Annotated in this window: 15 protein-coding genes; 3 read left to right on the plus strand and 12 right to left on the minus strand. The window is 57.5% G+C overall.

Annotation, left to right across the window (positions count from 1 at the left end; genetic code table 11):
* The coding region (locus BUE18_RS02030; RefSeq protein WP_073472365.1) for a (Fe-S)-binding protein at window positions 1–1,533 on the minus strand (1,533 nt) is incomplete at its 3' end.
* A gap of 512 nt (window positions 1,534–2,045) precedes the next feature.
* Between BUE18_RS02030 and BUE18_RS02035 the strand changes: the two genes are divergently transcribed.
* On the plus strand, window positions 2,046–2,639 hold the full coding sequence (locus BUE18_RS02035; RefSeq protein WP_073472368.1) for a DUF2889 domain-containing protein: 594 nt from the start codon (window positions 2,046–2,048) through the stop codon (window positions 2,637–2,639).
* Between the two features lie 22 nt (window positions 2,640–2,661).
* On the opposite strand, the gene BUE18_RS02040 is transcribed toward BUE18_RS02035, so the two are convergent.
* The gene (locus BUE18_RS02040) at window positions 2,662–3,939 is read right to left on the minus strand and encodes a DUF401 family protein (RefSeq protein ID WP_342039435.1); all 1,278 of its coding nucleotides are present in this window, start codon (window positions 3,937–3,939) and stop codon (window positions 2,662–2,664) included.
* 223 nt (window positions 3,940–4,162) lie between these two features.
* Between BUE18_RS02040 and BUE18_RS02045 the strand changes: the two genes are divergently transcribed.
* The gene (locus BUE18_RS02045; protein WP_073472372.1) at window positions 4,163–4,942 is read left to right on the plus strand and encodes an enoyl-CoA hydratase/isomerase family protein; all 780 of its coding nucleotides are present in this window, start codon (window positions 4,163–4,165) and stop codon (window positions 4,940–4,942) included.
* Between the two features lie 62 nt (window positions 4,943–5,004).
* On the opposite strand, the gene BUE18_RS02050 is transcribed toward BUE18_RS02045, so the two are convergent.
* The 7 genes from BUE18_RS02050 to BUE18_RS02080 form a co-directional block, all read right to left on the minus strand.
* Window positions 5,005–6,198, minus strand: a complete 1,194-nt coding sequence (locus tag BUE18_RS02050; protein WP_073472374.1) for an MFS transporter — start codon at window positions 6,196–6,198, stop codon at window positions 5,005–5,007.
* Window positions 6,199–6,330: 132 nt separating this feature from the next.
* Entirely contained in the window at window positions 6,331–7,122 is a 792-nt protein-coding gene (locus BUE18_RS02055; protein WP_073472376.1) for an acyl-CoA dehydratase activase, read from the minus strand.
* A gap of 25 nt (window positions 7,123–7,147) precedes the next feature.
* Window positions 7,148–8,566 (minus strand): 2-hydroxyacyl-CoA dehydratase subunit D, encoded by a 1,419-nt coding sequence (locus BUE18_RS02060; RefSeq protein WP_073472378.1) that lies wholly within the window; start codon window positions 8,564–8,566, stop codon window positions 7,148–7,150.
* A complete protein-coding gene (locus tag BUE18_RS02065; RefSeq protein ID WP_073472380.1) occupies window positions 8,563–9,693 on the minus strand; it encodes a 2-hydroxyacyl-CoA dehydratase subunit D in 1,131 nt (376 codons plus the stop codon). The genes BUE18_RS02060 and BUE18_RS02065 overlap by 4 nt, the downstream gene beginning before the upstream one ends.
* 17 nt (window positions 9,694–9,710) lie before the next feature.
* Window positions 9,711–10,466 (minus strand): ATP-binding protein, encoded by a 756-nt coding sequence (locus BUE18_RS02070; RefSeq protein ID WP_073472381.1) that lies wholly within the window; start codon window positions 10,464–10,466, stop codon window positions 9,711–9,713.
* Window positions 10,463–11,314, minus strand: coding sequence for a hypothetical protein (locus BUE18_RS02075; RefSeq protein WP_073472383.1), 852 nt, complete (start codon window positions 11,312–11,314; stop codon window positions 10,463–10,465). The genes BUE18_RS02070 and BUE18_RS02075 overlap by 4 nt, the downstream gene beginning before the upstream one ends.
* A 258-nt stretch (window positions 11,315–11,572) precedes the next feature.
* Window positions 11,573–11,956, minus strand: coding sequence for a YkgJ family cysteine cluster protein (locus BUE18_RS02080; protein ID WP_073472384.1), 384 nt, complete (start codon window positions 11,954–11,956; stop codon window positions 11,573–11,575).
* A 438-nt stretch (window positions 11,957–12,394) separates the two neighbouring features.
* On the opposite strand from BUE18_RS02080, the gene BUE18_RS02085 reads away from it, so the two are divergent.
* Window positions 12,395–12,598 carry a hypothetical protein gene (locus BUE18_RS02085; protein WP_073472386.1) on the plus strand — a complete coding sequence of 68 codons (204 nt, stop codon included), beginning with the start codon at window positions 12,395–12,397 and terminating at the stop codon, window positions 12,596–12,598.
* Window positions 12,599–12,679: 81 nt separating this feature from the next.
* On the opposite strand, the gene BUE18_RS02090 is transcribed toward BUE18_RS02085, so the two are convergent.
* From BUE18_RS02090 to BUE18_RS27805, 3 genes are read right to left on the minus strand one after another with little or no spacing between them, the layout of a single operon-like run.
* Window positions 12,680–13,657 (minus strand): polyprenyl synthetase family protein, encoded by a 978-nt coding sequence (locus tag BUE18_RS02090; RefSeq protein WP_073472388.1) that lies wholly within the window; start codon window positions 13,655–13,657, stop codon window positions 12,680–12,682.
* Window positions 13,658–13,693: 36 nt separating this feature from the next.
* The gene (gene rimO, locus BUE18_RS02095; protein ID WP_073472390.1) at window positions 13,694–15,049 is read right to left on the minus strand and encodes a 30S ribosomal protein S12 methylthiotransferase RimO; all 1,356 of its coding nucleotides are present in this window, start codon (window positions 15,047–15,049) and stop codon (window positions 13,694–13,696) included.
* Between the two features lie 30 nt (window positions 15,050–15,079).
* A complete protein-coding gene (locus BUE18_RS27805) occupies window positions 15,080–15,253 on the minus strand; it encodes a hypothetical protein (protein WP_211482777.1) in 174 nt (57 codons plus the stop codon).
* Between the last annotated feature and the right edge of the window lie 269 nt (window positions 15,254–15,522).

Genomic DNA, 15,522 nt, shown 5'->3' on the forward strand with positions numbered 1-15,522 from the left:
CTTTTCCGCAGGCCCCAGAACGCCGAACTCCACGCCGGCGGCGGTGAGCACGCGGGCCGTGGACTGGGCGATCTTGGAGATCTGATCGTCATAGGACGTGATGGAGTCCACAAAGTACAGGGTCTCGCAGGTCTCGCCCTTTTTGGGATTGAGCACGGCCACCGGAGTCTCCTCCGCGATTTCCTTGGCCCATTCGGCGCGCTTCTTTTCCATCTTGCCGTAGGGATTGCCGCGCTTTTCCATGGCGCTCAAGGGCTTTTGCAGGGACTGGGGCACATTGCCCTCGTCCACCATGCCCCGGCGCAGGTCCACCATCTTGTCGATGTATTCGATGAAGATGGGACATTCCTCTTCGCAGGCGCCGCAGGTGGTGCAGGACCAGATTTCGTCTTCGGACAAAACCGTGCCGATGAGTTCGTCGTTGGGCAGCGCTTCGCCCTTCAGGGGAAAGGCGCCGAATATCTTGTCGCGGCATTTGATGGTCACGAACCGGGGGGACAAGGGACGTCCCACCGCGTTGGCCGGACACTGATCCGAGCAGCGGCCGCAGTCGGCGCAGGAGTAGAAGTCCAGGATGTGCTTCCAGGTGAAGTCCGTGGCCTTTTTGACGCCCAGGGATTCCAGATCGTCCAGCTCCTCTTCCGTGATGCCCCATTTGACGGGCTTGACCGAGCCTTTGTTCAGCTTGGACAGGAAAACGTTGGGTAAGGAGGTGATGACGTGGAAGTGCTTGCCCAGAGGCAGGATGTTCAAAAAGCTGAAGAAGATTATTTCGTGCGCCAGGTAGGCCCAGGTGTTCACGTGCTGCAGCGTGCTCACCGAGGCGTTTTTCACGAACATGTACACCCACCAGGTCCCGGTCAGGGGAATGAGCATGCCGGCTTCGTGCCCGCTGCGGACTTCCGCCGCGATCTTGGTGCCTTCGTAGAAAAAGTCGCCCAGCATGAGGCCCGAGATCATGGCCAGCACAAAAACCGCCTCGCCCGTGTGGTCATGGCCGAGGGCGGGCGGCACGGCGTAGCGCGCGGGCTTGATAATGCCCCGGCGGATGGCTGCGATGATACACGAAACCAGCACCAGGGTGGCTGCGATTTCCTTGATGAACTGGTAGATGGTTCCGCCGATTCCGTTCAGGCCCGGGAACTGGAAGTCCGGAGCGAGGCCCCAGATCACCAGACGGGTGGAGTTGATGGACAGAATCATGAACCCGGCGAAAATGAAGATATGCAGCAGGCCCGCCGTCATGTAACGGGGCTGCCGCCACTGGCCGATGGCGAACTTCACAAGGCGGAACACCCGCTCGGGGATCTGGTTGAGCCGGAAGTCCGGGTTGGCCAATACCAGGGGCTTCATGCGATTGGCCATGATATAGGCGAACAGGCCGATGGCCACAGCCGGAATCACCAGCGCGAAAAACCATACCGGAATGCCCAGAAAACTGGAATGGGCAGGCAGGTTGATGATCAGATCATGGGCTGCTCCCGCTGCCTGCTCCACAGGCGCGGCGGCAACGACTTCGTGTGTTGTTTCCATTAGAACGTCTTCCTCTTCAAATCATTAAAATGGTTGGAGACCTAAAACTATCCTGGATGGGCCGGCGCAAATCCCATGCAACGCATAAAGCGCGTCAGCCTTGGCTCAAGGCTCTCGGCCGGCAAAAAAATGAATCCGCACTCAGGTAACAATAATCGTATTTTGTTGTCAAGAGAAAAGTCTGGAGGCCCAAGGACTTGGGGTTATGGTGGATTTTTAAAATATTTAAATAGTTATATTCTAATTCCCTGGCGGTTTCGCCGCCCTCCTTCACGAATGTGCTAGTTGGTTCCCGAAAATGCTGAGCGGCGATTCAGTCTTGCAGGTCCGTTGCAAACCCCGAATAACGCAAAATAATCCTTTGTTCTTCCTTGTATTGTGCGCTTTGGCGCCCTGTGCTATTAAATAGCAGCCCGATAACGTCCGATTGAACAGGGCGTCATCAATATTTGTCTATTTTACTACTTGGTTTTTGCTGCAAAATCAATGAGCTAAAGATTGTCGGAGGCATAATGGCATCATCCAGCCTGAAAGACGTGGTGGAAAACGCAAAGCCCGTACACACCAGAAAACTGGAAGTGGCGTCCTATCCTGCGCCGGATGGGAACGTCGTTGTGGAAGGGTGGCTCCGGGACGAGCGCTATGTTGGGATTTATCGCGGCTATGACGCCGAAATAAAAGGGCCGGGACCGGTGCACGGCATGTGCGTGCGTTTTTTGGTGGGCGATTATCCCATCACTATCCTGGACGCGGAAGCGGAAATGCCCACCATTCCCAATGAGCATTGCATAGAAATCAAAGACAGCGTTAAAAAGGTGATCGGGGAAAAAATCACCTCCGGTTACAGCGAGCGCATCCGTCACTTGCTGAAAGGGACCAAGGGCTGCACCCATCTGACCCACTTGATGGTGGTCATGGGCCCTGCGGCTCTCCATGGTTTCTGGACCTTGCACGCCCAAAACCCCAGGCCCATCCCCAAAACCATGGATGAGGTGGGCGGCCTGGAATACCTTATTAATAGCTGCCACTTGTGGGCGGAGGACGGCCTTCATATGCAGGCGATCCGCGATGCCGTGGAGAAAGCCGCCCTGGAAGACGGAAAGTAGTCCGGTCCGGAACGGCCTTGCCTTATTTTATAAAATGCAGGGCCAGGAAGAAACCGATCAGGCCGCCGCAAAACTCGATGGCCGTCAAAATCCATAACTTGCGGTATATGGCCGACATTTCCGCACAGAAGTAGCTCTGGGTCAGAGCCAGGCATGCGTGGATGGGGGAGGCCAGCAGACCTGCGTATCCCGAGCAATAGGCCAGGATGGTGTACGCCGCGATCTGATGGCTCAGCCCCGAGGCGTCCAGCAAGGCGTATAGAATGGGAAAGGTAGCGCCCACAAAAGCCATGCAGACGCCGGTCAGCGCGCCCACAATCAGGGGCAGGATGACGGCTGCAAGGGCCACCGGCACATGGCCGTCGGCAAGGCTTTGGCTGATTTGCTGCACGGAATGGCTGGATTCCAGAATTCCCGCAAAAAGCATCACCCCGATGACCAGGTAGACCATGGACCAGAGGGAGGGCTTCTTGAACAACCGGATCACCGGATCCAGGCCTGTCTTGTGTCTGATCAGAATCCATAGAATTCCTGCGGTCAGGGAGAGGCACAACGGAATTTCCGGCGGCGGATGAGGGAGGGTGCCCTGCTCCGCAGCCAGGGCAAAACCTTCTCCACAGATTCCCGCGCCGATGACCACAATCAGTATGGGCGACATCTCGCTGATAAGAGCCCGCCAGCTTCCCTTTTCCTCCTTGGGCTTTCGAAGCACGTTCAACGGAGACAGGATGACCAGGTATCCGGCGGCCACGGCCAGCAAAGTCATGGGACTCATGGCCAGGAAGTAGGTTTTGAGAGAGAGGCCGCTCAGGGAAACGGCCAGGATCACCCCCGGATACAGAGGCCAGCAATATTCCCAGATGTGGCGGAACCAGTAATTGATGAGCGCCTTGTCCGCCCGGGAAATGTCATGCTCTTTGGACATGGCCTCCACCATGGGGGCGGAAAAAACTGCGCCGCCGGGCATGGGCAGCAGGCCGATCAGGGCCGGAAACACCGTGAGGTTGATTCGGATATTGCTGCTGATGCCCTCAAAGGAGGACGTCAGGCGTTTCATTTGCCCGGTGCTTTCCATCAAATGGCTCAGGATCAGAATCAGGCTGACCACGGCCGCCAGCAAAATGGTTTTTGGCAAAACCATGGTATGGGCGAAGCTGGCCAGGATCTCCAAAGGAGACATGAGCGACCACAGGCCCAGGGCCACGGCGCCCGAGACCAGGGATGTTCCCAGGGAGACCTTCCGGTAGATGAGTACAACTATCAATATAAATATAACAAGCAGCTTTAAAATGGTAAAAATCCTCTAAAAACAAACGGTTAGTATAAAATAAGTTCCGCCTTCCCGCCTCCGCCAAGCAGCTTTGCCTCAATATGGACAAAATGGCAAGACGAAAATGCTTTTTCCGCCTTATGGGGCGGGCCAAATCTTTTTGTTGCAGTCGAGCGAAAAGGGTTGCTACATTGGATGCATCAAGCAGCGTCTCGCCCTCAAACCCCATCGCCAACCACTATCAGGAGGCCACATGTCCTACAATACGATCATTACGGAAATCGGAGAAGACTTTGTGGGGATGATTACCTTGAATCGTCCCGATCAATTGAACACCTTCAGTTGGGACCTTGCCGGGGAGCTGCGCCAGGCTCTGGAGGAAATGGAAAAGGACTCCTCCGTCCGGGTGGTGATGGTAACAGGCGCGGGCCGGGCTTTTTGCGCGGGGATCGACCTGACCGGATACGAGGGCAAGACCCAGGCGGAATATGAAGGGTGGATCACCCACATGGAAGATTCTTTGGCCTACATCAGCCAAATGAGCAAGCCCGTCATCGCCAAGGTGAACGGCGCTGCCGCGGCCATAGGCGCGGGGCTGGTGGCCGCATGCGATCTGGCCATCGCCTCGGAAAGGGCGAAGATCGGCCTGACCGCCATCAACGTGGGCCTTAACTGCGTGGGGCCGGTCATTCCCGTATCCAAATCCCTGGGCCGCAAGCACGCCCTGGAAATGCTGTTGTTCGGGGAGTTGCTCAACCCCAAGCGGGCTTTGGAAATGGGTTTGTACAACCGGGTCGTCCCCTCGGACGAACTGGACGGACTGGCCCGGGAATGGGCCGCTTCTCTGGCGCAACGGAGCCCCGCGGCCGTAGCCAACGCCAAGACGTCCTATTACGCCTCCGAGGACTTGAGCTACATGGAGCAGTTCAAGTTCATGGACCGGGCTTTCGCCCAGCTATGCGCCTCGCCCGAAGCCAAGGAGGGCGTCAGCGCCTTTTTGGAAAAACGGGACCCAAGCTGGAAGACCAAATAATTCAATTTTTGCAATGGACATGTGGGTTGGAAGAACCTGCGCATAGGCAATTTTAATCAGGCTTAGCTTGTGGACCGCCGCCGATGCGCCAGGGCGGCCATGACCATGGACGCCGCCAGGGACGCCGTGCAGGCCAGGGTGACGCCGGTCCAGCCCCAGGCGTTCCAGACAGGCCCCAACAGGGTTGCAGCCATGCTGCCTCCGCCTATGCAAAACAGGATGTACATGGAGCTGGCGCAGCCCGTGCTGTCTATCGGGACGGATTGGCTGATTTCCAGAAAAATGGACGGCTGGGCGCCATACACCCCTAAAAAGACCATGAGGATGCCGATGACAACCGGCGTCAGGGACGCCGTCCATCCCATGAGTTGAAGGGAAATCAAGCACAGGCTCATGCCGAAAACAGCCACCTTGTACCAGCCGAATTTTTGGGAAAACGCCCCGGACAGGGGCGCGCCCAGCAGGGAGGTCAGCCCGGCCAGGCTGACCAGCCCGATTTCCCTGGCTGTATAGAAAAAGGGCGGCTGGGCCAGCCTGTAAGTCAGGAAGGTCACCATTCCCATAAATCCGAAAAACAGTAAAAACCCGGTGAAAAGCAGGGTGATGATTTTCGGCTGGGCCATGAGTTGGAAGGGTTTTAGCAGCAGCCGGAAAAAACCGGAGCCGTCGGCGGGCAGCTCCATCTCCGGCTTGGGTAAAAAAGCAAGCACGCAAATTCCGCAGGCCAGAACGATTCCCGCCAAAACCCGAAACGCAATCTCCCATCCCCACCAGGAAGTCATGAGCCCCATAACAAGGCGCCCCACGATCACCCCGATGGTGGCGAAGGCCAGAAGCATGCCGACAAAGGCGCCAATACGCTCCGGCGGAGCGGTATGCACCATATACGGAAACATGGAGGCCGGAATGGCTGAAGCGCCCATGCCGACCGCGGCCATGAGAACCAGGAATAGTTTAAAATCGTGCACAAAGGAGGCTGTGAATACGGCCAGGGCCAGAAACACGGCGCCGCCGAACGCCATACGAGGCTGATGAACCCTGTCTGCAATAGGACCGACCAGCAAAAAGGAAAGCCCGTAAAACAGGGACACAAAGCTGAAGCTCAGGCGAGCCCGGGTTTCCTCCACCTGGAGGCTTTGGGCCAACTCCAGGAAGATAGCTTGGGTCATGAACACGCAGGACACCGCAAGCATGCCGATGACGCAAACAAGAATGGGCCTGAAGGCCTGGACGGGAAAGGGCGCTTTTTCGGGCATGGGCTTCGGTTTCCTCCTGACCTGAGGTGTAAACCGAAACGGAAATGAAAGTCCATTAAAACCTGTGATGCGCAGCAATAACGCCCTTCCCAAGGGGGGAGGGAAGGGCGCTATCGCCCCACAACACGCGTCCTAACCTGACCCATTGCGGGAGGCCAGGACGGCGGCTCCCAGGGCCCCCGTGAGTTGGGGATCCGTAGAGAGCAAAGAGATCGGCGTTCTCAATGTTTTTTCCAAGGCTTTGACCAGGCCTATGTTTTTGGAGCATCCCCCGGTGACGGTCACGCCGGGCTTTACGCCCACGCGGCGGGCCAGGGTGAAAACCCGTTTGGCCACGGATAATTGCACCCCGGCCGCGATGTCCGCCGGGGAGTTCCGCTTGTACAACAGGCTGACCAGTTCGCTTTCGGCGAACACCGTGCACTGGGAAGTGACCGGCACGATTTTTTTCGCCTTCAGGGATAATTCCGAAAACTCGTCCAAAGACAGGTCGAAGGTGCGCACCACGGCCTCGTAAAATCTGCCCGTGCCCGCCGCGCATTTGTCGTTCATGGCGAACTCCAGCACGCTGCCCGTATCCGACAGGGCGATGGCCTTGATGTCCTGGCCGCCCACGTCCACAATGGTGCGGATATTGTTGTCGCAAAAATGGGCGCCCACGGCGTGGCAGGTGATTTCCGAGACGTTTTCGTCCGCGAAAGGCACTTCGTTCCGGCCGTAGCCCGTGCCCACCAGCTTCGCCAGATCCTCCACTCTTTCCAGGTCGTCTATTTGCTGGATCGCCAGATTCAACACCTCGCGGCCTGTCTCCACCGGGTCGATTTTGCTTCTGATGCAGGCGGTAGCGACAATCTCTCCGTCCTTTAAAATAACCGCCTTGCCCGTCGTCGACCCCAGGTCGCACCCTCCGTAATACTTGGCCATAATTCCCCCCGAAGAAATTATAAAATCAAAGCAGCGGCTCAGCCTGCATGACCGTTTCCATAAAAGCCTCAGCCTGCTTTTTCATATCCACGGGCGATACCACCCGCGTGTCCGAAAGATCGTAATTCATGATAAACAGCGGGATTTCCCGCTCCCTGCACCGCTCCCGAAACATGCCGTTCAATGCCATGGTGTTTTTGCACCCGATGTGGCCGGCCATCCAGATCATGTCCAGGGAAAAATACTCGTAAAGGTAAAAAAGATCGTCGAAAAAATTCTCCGCAGGCCCCCGGGTGTGGCGGGCCATGGGGCCTTCCACAATAATCTGGGCCAGGCTGCGGAGCATGGAGTCCGGGCTGGAGACGTCAATGAACGGGTGGCGATGATAGGTCAGCATATCCGCCAACAAGGCGACGCCGTACTGCTGCTCGGCCCAGACGAATAATTCCGGAAACACCAGGGTGGGGGGATTCCATAAAACCGCCCGGTAGCGCTCTTCCGGCAGGGCCCCCCCTCCGTTTTCCATGATTTTTTTGGTGCGCCTTAAAATGTTTTTCATGGTGCGGGTGGCCCGGGGCGAGCCCGGAGTGGCCACCATATGGATAAGCTGGGCCAGCCAGATGGCTTCCCCGGCCATGGGCGCGGGCTTCTGGCGAATCAACTCCCAGATTTCCAGCTCATGCTCCATGGCCTTGTTTCTTTCAATGCAGACCTCTTTCAGCCGGTCCCAGTCCATGCGTCCGGGGGTGTGCTCCTCCAGCCAGGCGATCATGCGTTTGAGCTCCGAGACAAAATAGTCGATGGCCCGGTCGTTGTAAAAGTTGTACGGGATGTCCAGCCGGAAACAAGGGGATTTCAACTCCCTCTCCAGGATGGTGTACGACGCCATGCCGCCGTCGCAGGGCATATTGGAGGTGACAATGGCCGCGCTTTTGGGGAATTGGCCGTCCAAAGCCACGCCCATGGTGCATTTGGGCAGGCTGCACGTATCCGGGGGCGTGCCTTCGTTCTCCGCGATGTCGATGTATTTCTCCGCCCAATCCGCCTTTACCAAAGGTACGGCGATGCCAATCACCTCGGCCATGAACGGCGCCAGGCCCATGCCGCGAAAAATTTCCGACGGCACAAGGTCCTCGTGGATGATCACACGGTCCGGAGAGGCGCAAATGGAGTCGATAAGGTCGCCGATGCCGCCGATCACCTCGGCCAAGGCGTAAGCGCTGGCCTCCCGATACCGGCCTGTGCGGGTGTAGACCGCCATATCCAACAGGTTGGAAGCTCCCGCCAGCGTCCGCAGCCAGTCCCAACTGAAAATCTCACGCATCTTGCCTGGGCCGTGCCTTAACAGGCGCGCCAGGGAGCCTATGGATTCCACCCTGTATCGGGCGTAAACCGCTTTGTCCTTCCAACTTGCGTCGGCTTTTTTCAGATCTTGAAGTCTCATTTTCCCATGCTCTCCAAAAACGCCTGGATGCGGGTTTGCAACTGCCCTTCGCTGGACATGGTGTATTCCCGTTCCAGTTTTAAAATGGGGACCCCGGCTTTGCGCAGTTCCTGGACCATGGGGCTGGACTCCACGCCCCAGGTGTCGCAAAATTTCATGGTCTGCAAAACCACCCCGTCGGCCCGATACTCCTCCACAGCCTCCAAAATTTCGTCCACCCTGGCCTGAAAGGATTCCATCATGCGCGGGCAACTGATGTTCGCCAAAGCCCGCTCGGCGAGGGTTTCGTAGGGAGCGCCGTTTTCGGGAATAGGGGCCAGGGCCGGAATGGAGCCCGTGCAGGTGCGCTCTGCAACCACCAGGCCTCCTGTTTTTTCGATGACATCGATGTATCCGGGATCGTCGCAGTGGCTTCCCGCCAAAAGCACTCTGGCTCTGTAAGGCTTGCCTTCTTTACCCTCCCTAAGACGGGCAAGCAGGGCTTTCAACTCGTCCATGACCATGTCTTTGGGCGCACTGGTTGACGCGGCCAGCAAGGTTTGGAACATGGCGCCGGTCACGGGCGGGTTGTCCTGTTTGCGCATTTCGCTGATTTCACGCATGACCGAAAGATAGGCGTTATGCTCCTCGATGGACCGGGACAAAGCCTGGGGGCTTGCGTCCACCCCGAACGATTCGGCCAGAGCCGCGCCCAACGACTTGTACTCCTCGGTAAGCCATTTTTCCGCGGCCGCCCCCCCCCGGTGGGGCATGTCGATCATGTGGTTGAAAGCCGGTTTGTTCAAATAATCCAGGTTGTCGTACAAGCGCCTGAGATGGTCGCAGCTTGCGGCGAACACCCAGCCGTCCAGAGAGTCAAAAGCCCACTCCAGGGCCAGTTCCAACACGCTGCGGGTGTAGGAGCAAATCACCGACGACAGATAGGTGTCGGCCATGGGCGTTCCCACCACCCCCGGCGCCCGCACCCGGATGGGAAAGACCCCGTCCAGGGAAAGGAGCGGCTGGGGGACATAGCTGCACGTGTACGCAATGGCTTTTTTCCCCTGCTCTTGCGCCTGGTCGACCAGATTATTTACCGGTTGGTCAATAATTTGGCGAAAAAAATCCGAGATGACTGCTTGGTTCATACAAGGCCTCAAAATGATTATGGGTTGATGAGCTTTTCCGCGACGGCCCTGGCGGCTGTCAAGGCCGGGTTATCAGAGGGCAAATCCCACAGGGAGCGGCCTTGCCTGTCAAAGGCGCGCACCTGATCGTCCTCGGGGATAATCCCCAAAAATTCCACGTTGGGGGGCAGGCCCAGGTCGTCCACCCTGTCGACCCGGTTGCCGATGACCCCCATGATGGAGGGATCCACCATCCGGGTTATCAAATCTATGGTTTGGACGCTGCGGGAGGACCCGTCGGACAAGGCAATGACCCTGGTCACGCGGCGGGTCACCTGCCTGGCGATCTGCTCCAGGCCCGCTTCCGCGTCAATAAGCACCATGGCGAAGGGCTCGGCCAAAAGGTCGATGGCCTCCCTCAAAAGGGTATTGGCCGGGCAAAAGCAGCCCTTGGCCTCCATGCGTCCCATGGCCAGCAGCGAGTAGCCCGGTCCCTCCACCAGGGCTTCCATGACCAGGTAATCCAGGTCCTGGGCGAGGCGCGTTTTTTCCGCATCCCCAGCGCCGCGCGCCGTGGAGATGAGTTGATCCCTGGCGCCGGCAAGGGTTTTATCCGCTTTTTCACCGACCGCCGAAACCAGTCCGCCCGCCGGGTCTGCGTCGATCAGCAGCACGGGGCGCGGGCCCAACTCCAAAAAGGCCCGGGCCATGAGGGCGGAAACGGCGGTTTTTCCCACGCCGCCTTTTCCGCATACGGAAAATATGGGTTTGGCGTTATTCTCTCTTTGGGTCATGCTTTGGCTGCTTTTTCGGATTTTTTCTGCTTGCGGCGCCTTACAACCACGTCGCGCAGGTTATCGCACACGGGTTTTTCCTCGCATTCCTCGCAATTCAACTCGCTGCACTCAATGGATCCGTCCACTCCAAGCACCAGCTTTTTGTGCCGGCCCGAAAGCACTTTGGCCTCGGCCGCAATAGGCTCCAGAGCGAGGACGTCCTCCCTGCCCGTGGTCACAAAGGCGATTTCCGCCTTTAACACGCCGGGAAAGTCGTCCGTATACGCCTTGACAAGGGCCGAACCCACGGTGTGAAGATCCAGGCCTTGGTTGAACCGGTCCTTTCCCACCCGCACCCACAGCTTGCCGGGCACGGAGCGGACCATATAGCCGGGCAGCCGGTGCATGAGATATTGGGCGTTTTCCAGGTCAAAGGGGTCGGGCATGGCGCTTCGATCCAGCGCCAAAAGGATGACCTGGGCGAACGCCTGCCTCCCTCCGGGCTTCATCTGCCTCAAATCCGGCCCGATCAGGGAAATGCGGCCATGCTGGATAAGGCTTGGGTCATAAGTCGTCAGCACTGCGGCCAGAGACCCTACGGAAGGATGCCCCAATTCCACCTGGACGTCCTCTGTCAGGATGACCTCGGGCTTGCCTTTTCCTTTGGCGGAAAATCCGAACTCCCGGATCAAAACCTGTTCGGGCAAGGGATCAGGGTAAACCGTCAGGTTATCCCGCCTTTGGGCCAGATATTCCCGCACCTGGTCCGCCAGGACCGCCATGTCGGCGGCTTCCACAGGCTGATCCTGCACGGTTTGGCTGGCCGCCTGGACTTCCGATTCTACATGGGCAAAATTTGACGCCATGGACATCTTCCTGAGGCTTTCGCCGGTTGAATGAACAAATGTAAGATTAAGGAAAAACAAGTATTTTGGCTGGTTAAGGCCTTGTTTTGACCGATTGGTTAAAAATATAGCCCAAATGACGCAATGAGTCAAGGGTTTGTTTTGCACCGTCCGAAACCGGACGCGCCTATGGACAACCCATGGAGCCTGAACAGCCCGGCATTAAAGGCAATCGGGCGTTCGGACAAAAATAATTCTGCAGGGAGATCCTGCTCCCCTTTACGCCGCCCTGGGAAAGTTTCCCGGTTTGGGCCAGTGGCTAGGCGTCAGAGGCTCCAGGCCGTGGGCCGCCCGGGCTTTGTCGCAACGGGGATTCGGCTCTCCGTTTTCCCAGGAGGGCGTGAACTCCCGGCATACGGAAGCCCGCTTGTCGTATATGCTGCAATGGACCGACTTCCCTATGAGTCCCATGAGGGCCGAGCACCGGGGCGGAATGTCGTTGGTCCCTTTGATGACCACAAAAAAATCGTTCAGTTTTTCGCAGATTTCCATGGGGATGCCGCCGGGAGTCGCCTCATCGGTTTCCCCCCAATAGATGGACGCCCTAAAATAGGCGCAGCATGCGCCGCACTCGCAACAAATATTAGTTGTTATTTCTTGCATTTATAGATGCTTTCAAAGGTTCGGAGACACGCCCCGCGCTGCGGGACGGCGCACTATAAACCCATGGGAGAAATAAGCAACTAAAAATTTGCAGGGGCCGGACGCCTCATTTTTTTAGGCGCACACAGCGCCTTTGAGTAGGCAAGCCCTACCGCTGCATAACAAAATCAACCTTTGCTGCTTATCAATGCAATGCAGCTCCGGGGCTTGCCCTGCGTGGTTTCTTTTGGGCTGCCTCGCCGTCCCCATAAAAAGGGGGTTTTCCAGTCTCATTCCATGCTTGACGAGAGGGATAGGAGTATGCAAGAATAGATAAGTAGTTGAAATAATTATTTAAACTTAATTCATCCGGTTTTCTGTTAGCCCTACCGAAGGTCCGGCGCATGGTGCGCCGGGACGGTTCATCCAACCCCCTGGATTCAGGGAAAGGAGGCGGCCATGGAAACTTTAAAATTATCCCTTAAAGACACGGATCACAAAGTGGTGGTGATGACCGACCTGGAGACAGGGAACGCCGATAAGGTTTTTCTGAATTTCATGCGGTGCGTGCAGGAGGAGCTGGTGGGCTCCGAGCGGGCCACCTTGGAGATCGACTGCCAGGGCGGCGATTGCATGACTTTTGAGGTGCTTCGCACGTTGTAATGCAAAGAGAAGTCTGATTTGGAGCGCGCCCCGGTCTGTAAAGGACCGGGCCTGTCCCGCCTGATTCCAGCCTCTGTTTTATCAACTATCCCGCTGGGCGGCGAAATCCGCGACTTTGGCAAGCACGTCTTTTTCCGGGCAATCCGGGAAAACGTCCAGGAGCGCCTTGGCGGCCGCCACATGCTCCTGGGCTTTTTGATTGGTGTAGTCCACCCCGCCTGACTTGATGATATTATCCAGCACAAAGGCGAAGTCTTCTTTGGAGGCGTATTCGTCCAGGATGATTCTTTCCATCCTGGGCCGGGTTTCTGCGTCGCTCTGTTCCAGGGCGCGGATCAGGGGCAGGGTCAGTTTGCCCTCGGCCAGGTCCGCGCCGATGGCCTTGCCGGTCACCTTGGGGTCGGCCACATAGTCCAGGAGGTCGTCCGCCATCTGGAAGGCGATGCCCAAATGCCTGCCGTATTCCTTAAGGGCGTCCACCTGCTCCTGGGGAGCGTCGGCCAGCAGGGCGCCCACCTCGCAGGCGGCCGAAATGAGCACCGCGGTTTTGCGGTATATCACGTCCATGTATTGCTCTTCGGACAGGTCCAGGCGTTTTTTATAGAGAAGCTGCTGGATTTCGCCTTCGGACATAACGCCCGTGACGTTGGTGATGACCTTGATGATGGGCAGTTTGTCCGTGTCCGCGGCGATGGTGCATGTGCGGGAGAGCAAAAAATCCCCGGTGAGGACCACCTCGGCCGGATCCCAGACCTTATGGGCTGCGATTTTTCCCCGGCGGGTTTCCGCGCCGTCCACAATGTCGTCATGGAGCAGGGTGGCGGCGTGCAGGTATTCGAAAACGGTGGACAGGTTGATCTCCTCCCCGTTGCTGCAGCCGCAAACCCGGGCGCTCAGCACCATGAGCACGGGCCTCAGGCGTTTGCCTCCGGCGAAAAGGAGGTGGCTGGCCACGTCCCGGACCAGGTCCAGGTAGGGGTTGAGGTTGGATTTCAGGGCCTTTTCGATGTCCGCCAGGTCCCTTTCCACAAATTCGAATATTTCCTGTTTTAAACTCATTGATTCTTCCAAGGCTGGGGGAATTCGTTTCCCCGATTATGCGTCTTTTATTTCCGCTAAAAGGTCATAGACGTCCGCCCCGTGCACGGTCACGCGGGCCAGTCGGCCGGGCTCCAGGTTTTCCCCCTGGATAAAGGTCGCGCCGTCCACGTCCGGCGCCTGGAGGCAGGTTTTCCCCCAATACGGGTATTCGGGGTCGCCGCTTTCCCCCAGCACCAAAGCCGTGTAGGTTTTTCCCACACGGTCGGCGTTATTGTCGAGGGAAATCGTGTTCTGCATATCCATGATGAGATCCCGGCGCTTGATGGCCGTATCCTCCGGCACGTGGCCGGGGAGGCGGTGGGAGGGGATTTCCTGGGCGTCCGAGTAAGCGAAGACTCCCAAGTGGTCGAACCTCGCCTCCTGAACGAATTCCACCAATTGGTTGAAATCCTCCTCCGTCTCGCCGGGAAAACCCACCAGGGCCGTGGTCCGCAGGGCTGCATCCGGGACTGCCGCCCGAATTTTTTCGAACAGCCGGAGCATTTCCTCCCGGGTGTTTTTGCGGCCCATCATTTTCAGGATGCGGTCGCTGCCGTGCTGCACGGGCAGGTCGAAATAAGAGCACACCCGGGGCTGGGACGCAACCGTCTCAAGCAATGCGTCGGTCACCCGGTTGGGATGCCCGTATAAAAACCGGAAGCGCGTTTCCCCCTTCAGCCGGCACAGGCTGTTTAAGAGTTGATCCAGGCTGGTGCGGTTTTGCTTGTCAAAATCCAGGCCGTAGGCCGTGGTGTCCTGGGCGACCAGGATGATTTCCTTGGCGCCCCACTGGATCAGGTTTCCCGCCTCCTCCACGATGTCGTCCAGGGGCCGGCTTCTCCACGCCCCGCGCAATTGGGGGATCATGCAAAAGGTGCAGCGGTCCGGGCAGCCTTCGGAGATTTTGATGTACGCCATATGGGGCGTGCTGCAAATTCTGGGAAATCCCGCCTGCTGCAAGGGCGCCGTGGATGGATCGGGAACCCGGCAGATAAAGCCTGTGGGCCGCCGGAGCAGTTCCACGATGTCCTTGTGAGCGCCCGGCCCCAGCACCATGTCCAGTTCAGGGAGGGCTTCCTCCAATTCCTTGCCGTACCGCTGGGCCATGCAGCCGCACAGCACAAGCCTTTGGCATAGGCCTTCCTCTTTGAAGCGGGCCATTTCCAAAACCACGTCGATGGTTTCGTCCACGGCGGCCCGGACAAAGCCGCAGGAGTTGACGATGATGGTTTCCGCCTCGGCGGGGTCCTCGGTCAGGGCGAAGCCGCTCGAGGCCAGGGCGCCCAGAATCAGTTCGCTGTCCACCAGGTTGCGAACGCATCCCAGGCTGACAAGATGAACGATTTCCTGATTGTCAGTGGTTGAATTCATTTATATTTTCTTTAGGGGAAAAACCCCTGGCTAAACGCCGGCTTCGTCCGCCGGACTTCCCGGCCATGCTGGCAGATAATCCCGCAGCCGGGGGTAGCGCCACAGCAAAAAAGCCAGGCCGAATATAAGTTTAAGCGTTAAAAACACCAAAAATAAGGTCGCGGCGTTCATCTTCTCCCGTCCTCCGTAAAAAGGCTGAATCATGCGCCGTTCGCGCAATTCACCGGCCGTTTGCTTTGGAAAAAACGCAAACGGCTCCGTAAGCAACCTATATAGGAGGCATTATCATAATGTCAACAATGCCTTGGCCTGGGCGCGATTCCCTTTCTTGACACCGGCCGTCGCCAATCTTATTATTGTTAAAAGGCACGGGGAGTTATTGGATAAGCCGGCCGCAGGGCCGGGGTGAAATCGCCCGGAACGGTTCTTTCGGCGTAAATCCGGTTTCGGGTTGTTGGATAACATGCCTTTGT

It is taken from the genome of Desulfatibacillum alkenivorans DSM 16219 (genome assembly GCF_900142135.1).
GTDB classification, from domain to species: domain Bacteria; phylum Desulfobacterota; class Desulfobacteria; order Desulfobacterales; family Desulfatibacillaceae; genus Desulfatibacillum; species Desulfatibacillum alkenivorans.

Bases quoted from the DNA above. Each gene is read 5' to 3' on its own strand.
- BUE18_RS02050 (WP_073472374.1), bottom strand. From the start codon at position 6,198: ATGCCCGAAAAAGCGCCCTTTCCCGTCCAGGCCTTCAGGCCCATTCTT.
- BUE18_RS02045 (WP_073472372.1), top strand. From the start codon at position 4,163: ATGTCCTACAATACGATCATTACGGAAATCGGAGAAGACTTTGTGGGG.
- BUE18_RS27805 (WP_211482777.1), bottom strand. From the start codon at position 15,253: ATGATTCAGCCTTTTTACGGAGGACGGGAGAAGATGAACGCCGCGACC.
- BUE18_RS02080 (WP_073472384.1), bottom strand. From the start codon at position 11,956: ATGCAAGAAATAACAACTAATATTTGTTGCGAGTGCGGCGCATGCTGC.
- BUE18_RS02090 (WP_073472388.1), bottom strand. From the start codon at position 13,657: ATGAGTTTAAAACAGGAAATATTCGAATTTGTGGAAAGGGACCTGGCG.
- BUE18_RS02035 (WP_073472368.1), top strand. From the start codon at position 2,046: ATGGCATCATCCAGCCTGAAAGACGTGGTGGAAAACGCAAAGCCCGTA.
- BUE18_RS02065 (WP_073472380.1), bottom strand. From the start codon at position 9,693: ATGAACCAAGCAGTCATCTCGGATTTTTTTCGCCAAATTATTGACCAA.
- BUE18_RS02055 (WP_073472376.1), bottom strand. From the start codon at position 7,122: ATGGCCAAGTATTACGGAGGGTGCGACCTGGGGTCGACGACGGGCAAG.
- BUE18_RS02060 (WP_073472378.1), bottom strand. From the start codon at position 8,566: ATGAGACTTCAAGATCTGAAAAAAGCCGACGCAAGTTGGAAGGACAAA.
- BUE18_RS02075 (WP_073472383.1), bottom strand. From the start codon at position 11,314: ATGGCGTCAAATTTTGCCCATGTAGAATCGGAAGTCCAGGCGGCCAGC.
- BUE18_RS02085 (WP_073472386.1), top strand. From the start codon at position 12,395: ATGGAAACTTTAAAATTATCCCTTAAAGACACGGATCACAAAGTGGTG.
- rimO (WP_073472390.1), bottom strand. From the start codon at position 15,049: ATGAATTCAACCACTGACAATCAGGAAATCGTTCATCTTGTCAGCCTG.
- BUE18_RS02070 (WP_073472381.1), bottom strand. From the start codon at position 10,466: ATGACCCAAAGAGAGAATAACGCCAAACCCATATTTTCCGTATGCGGA.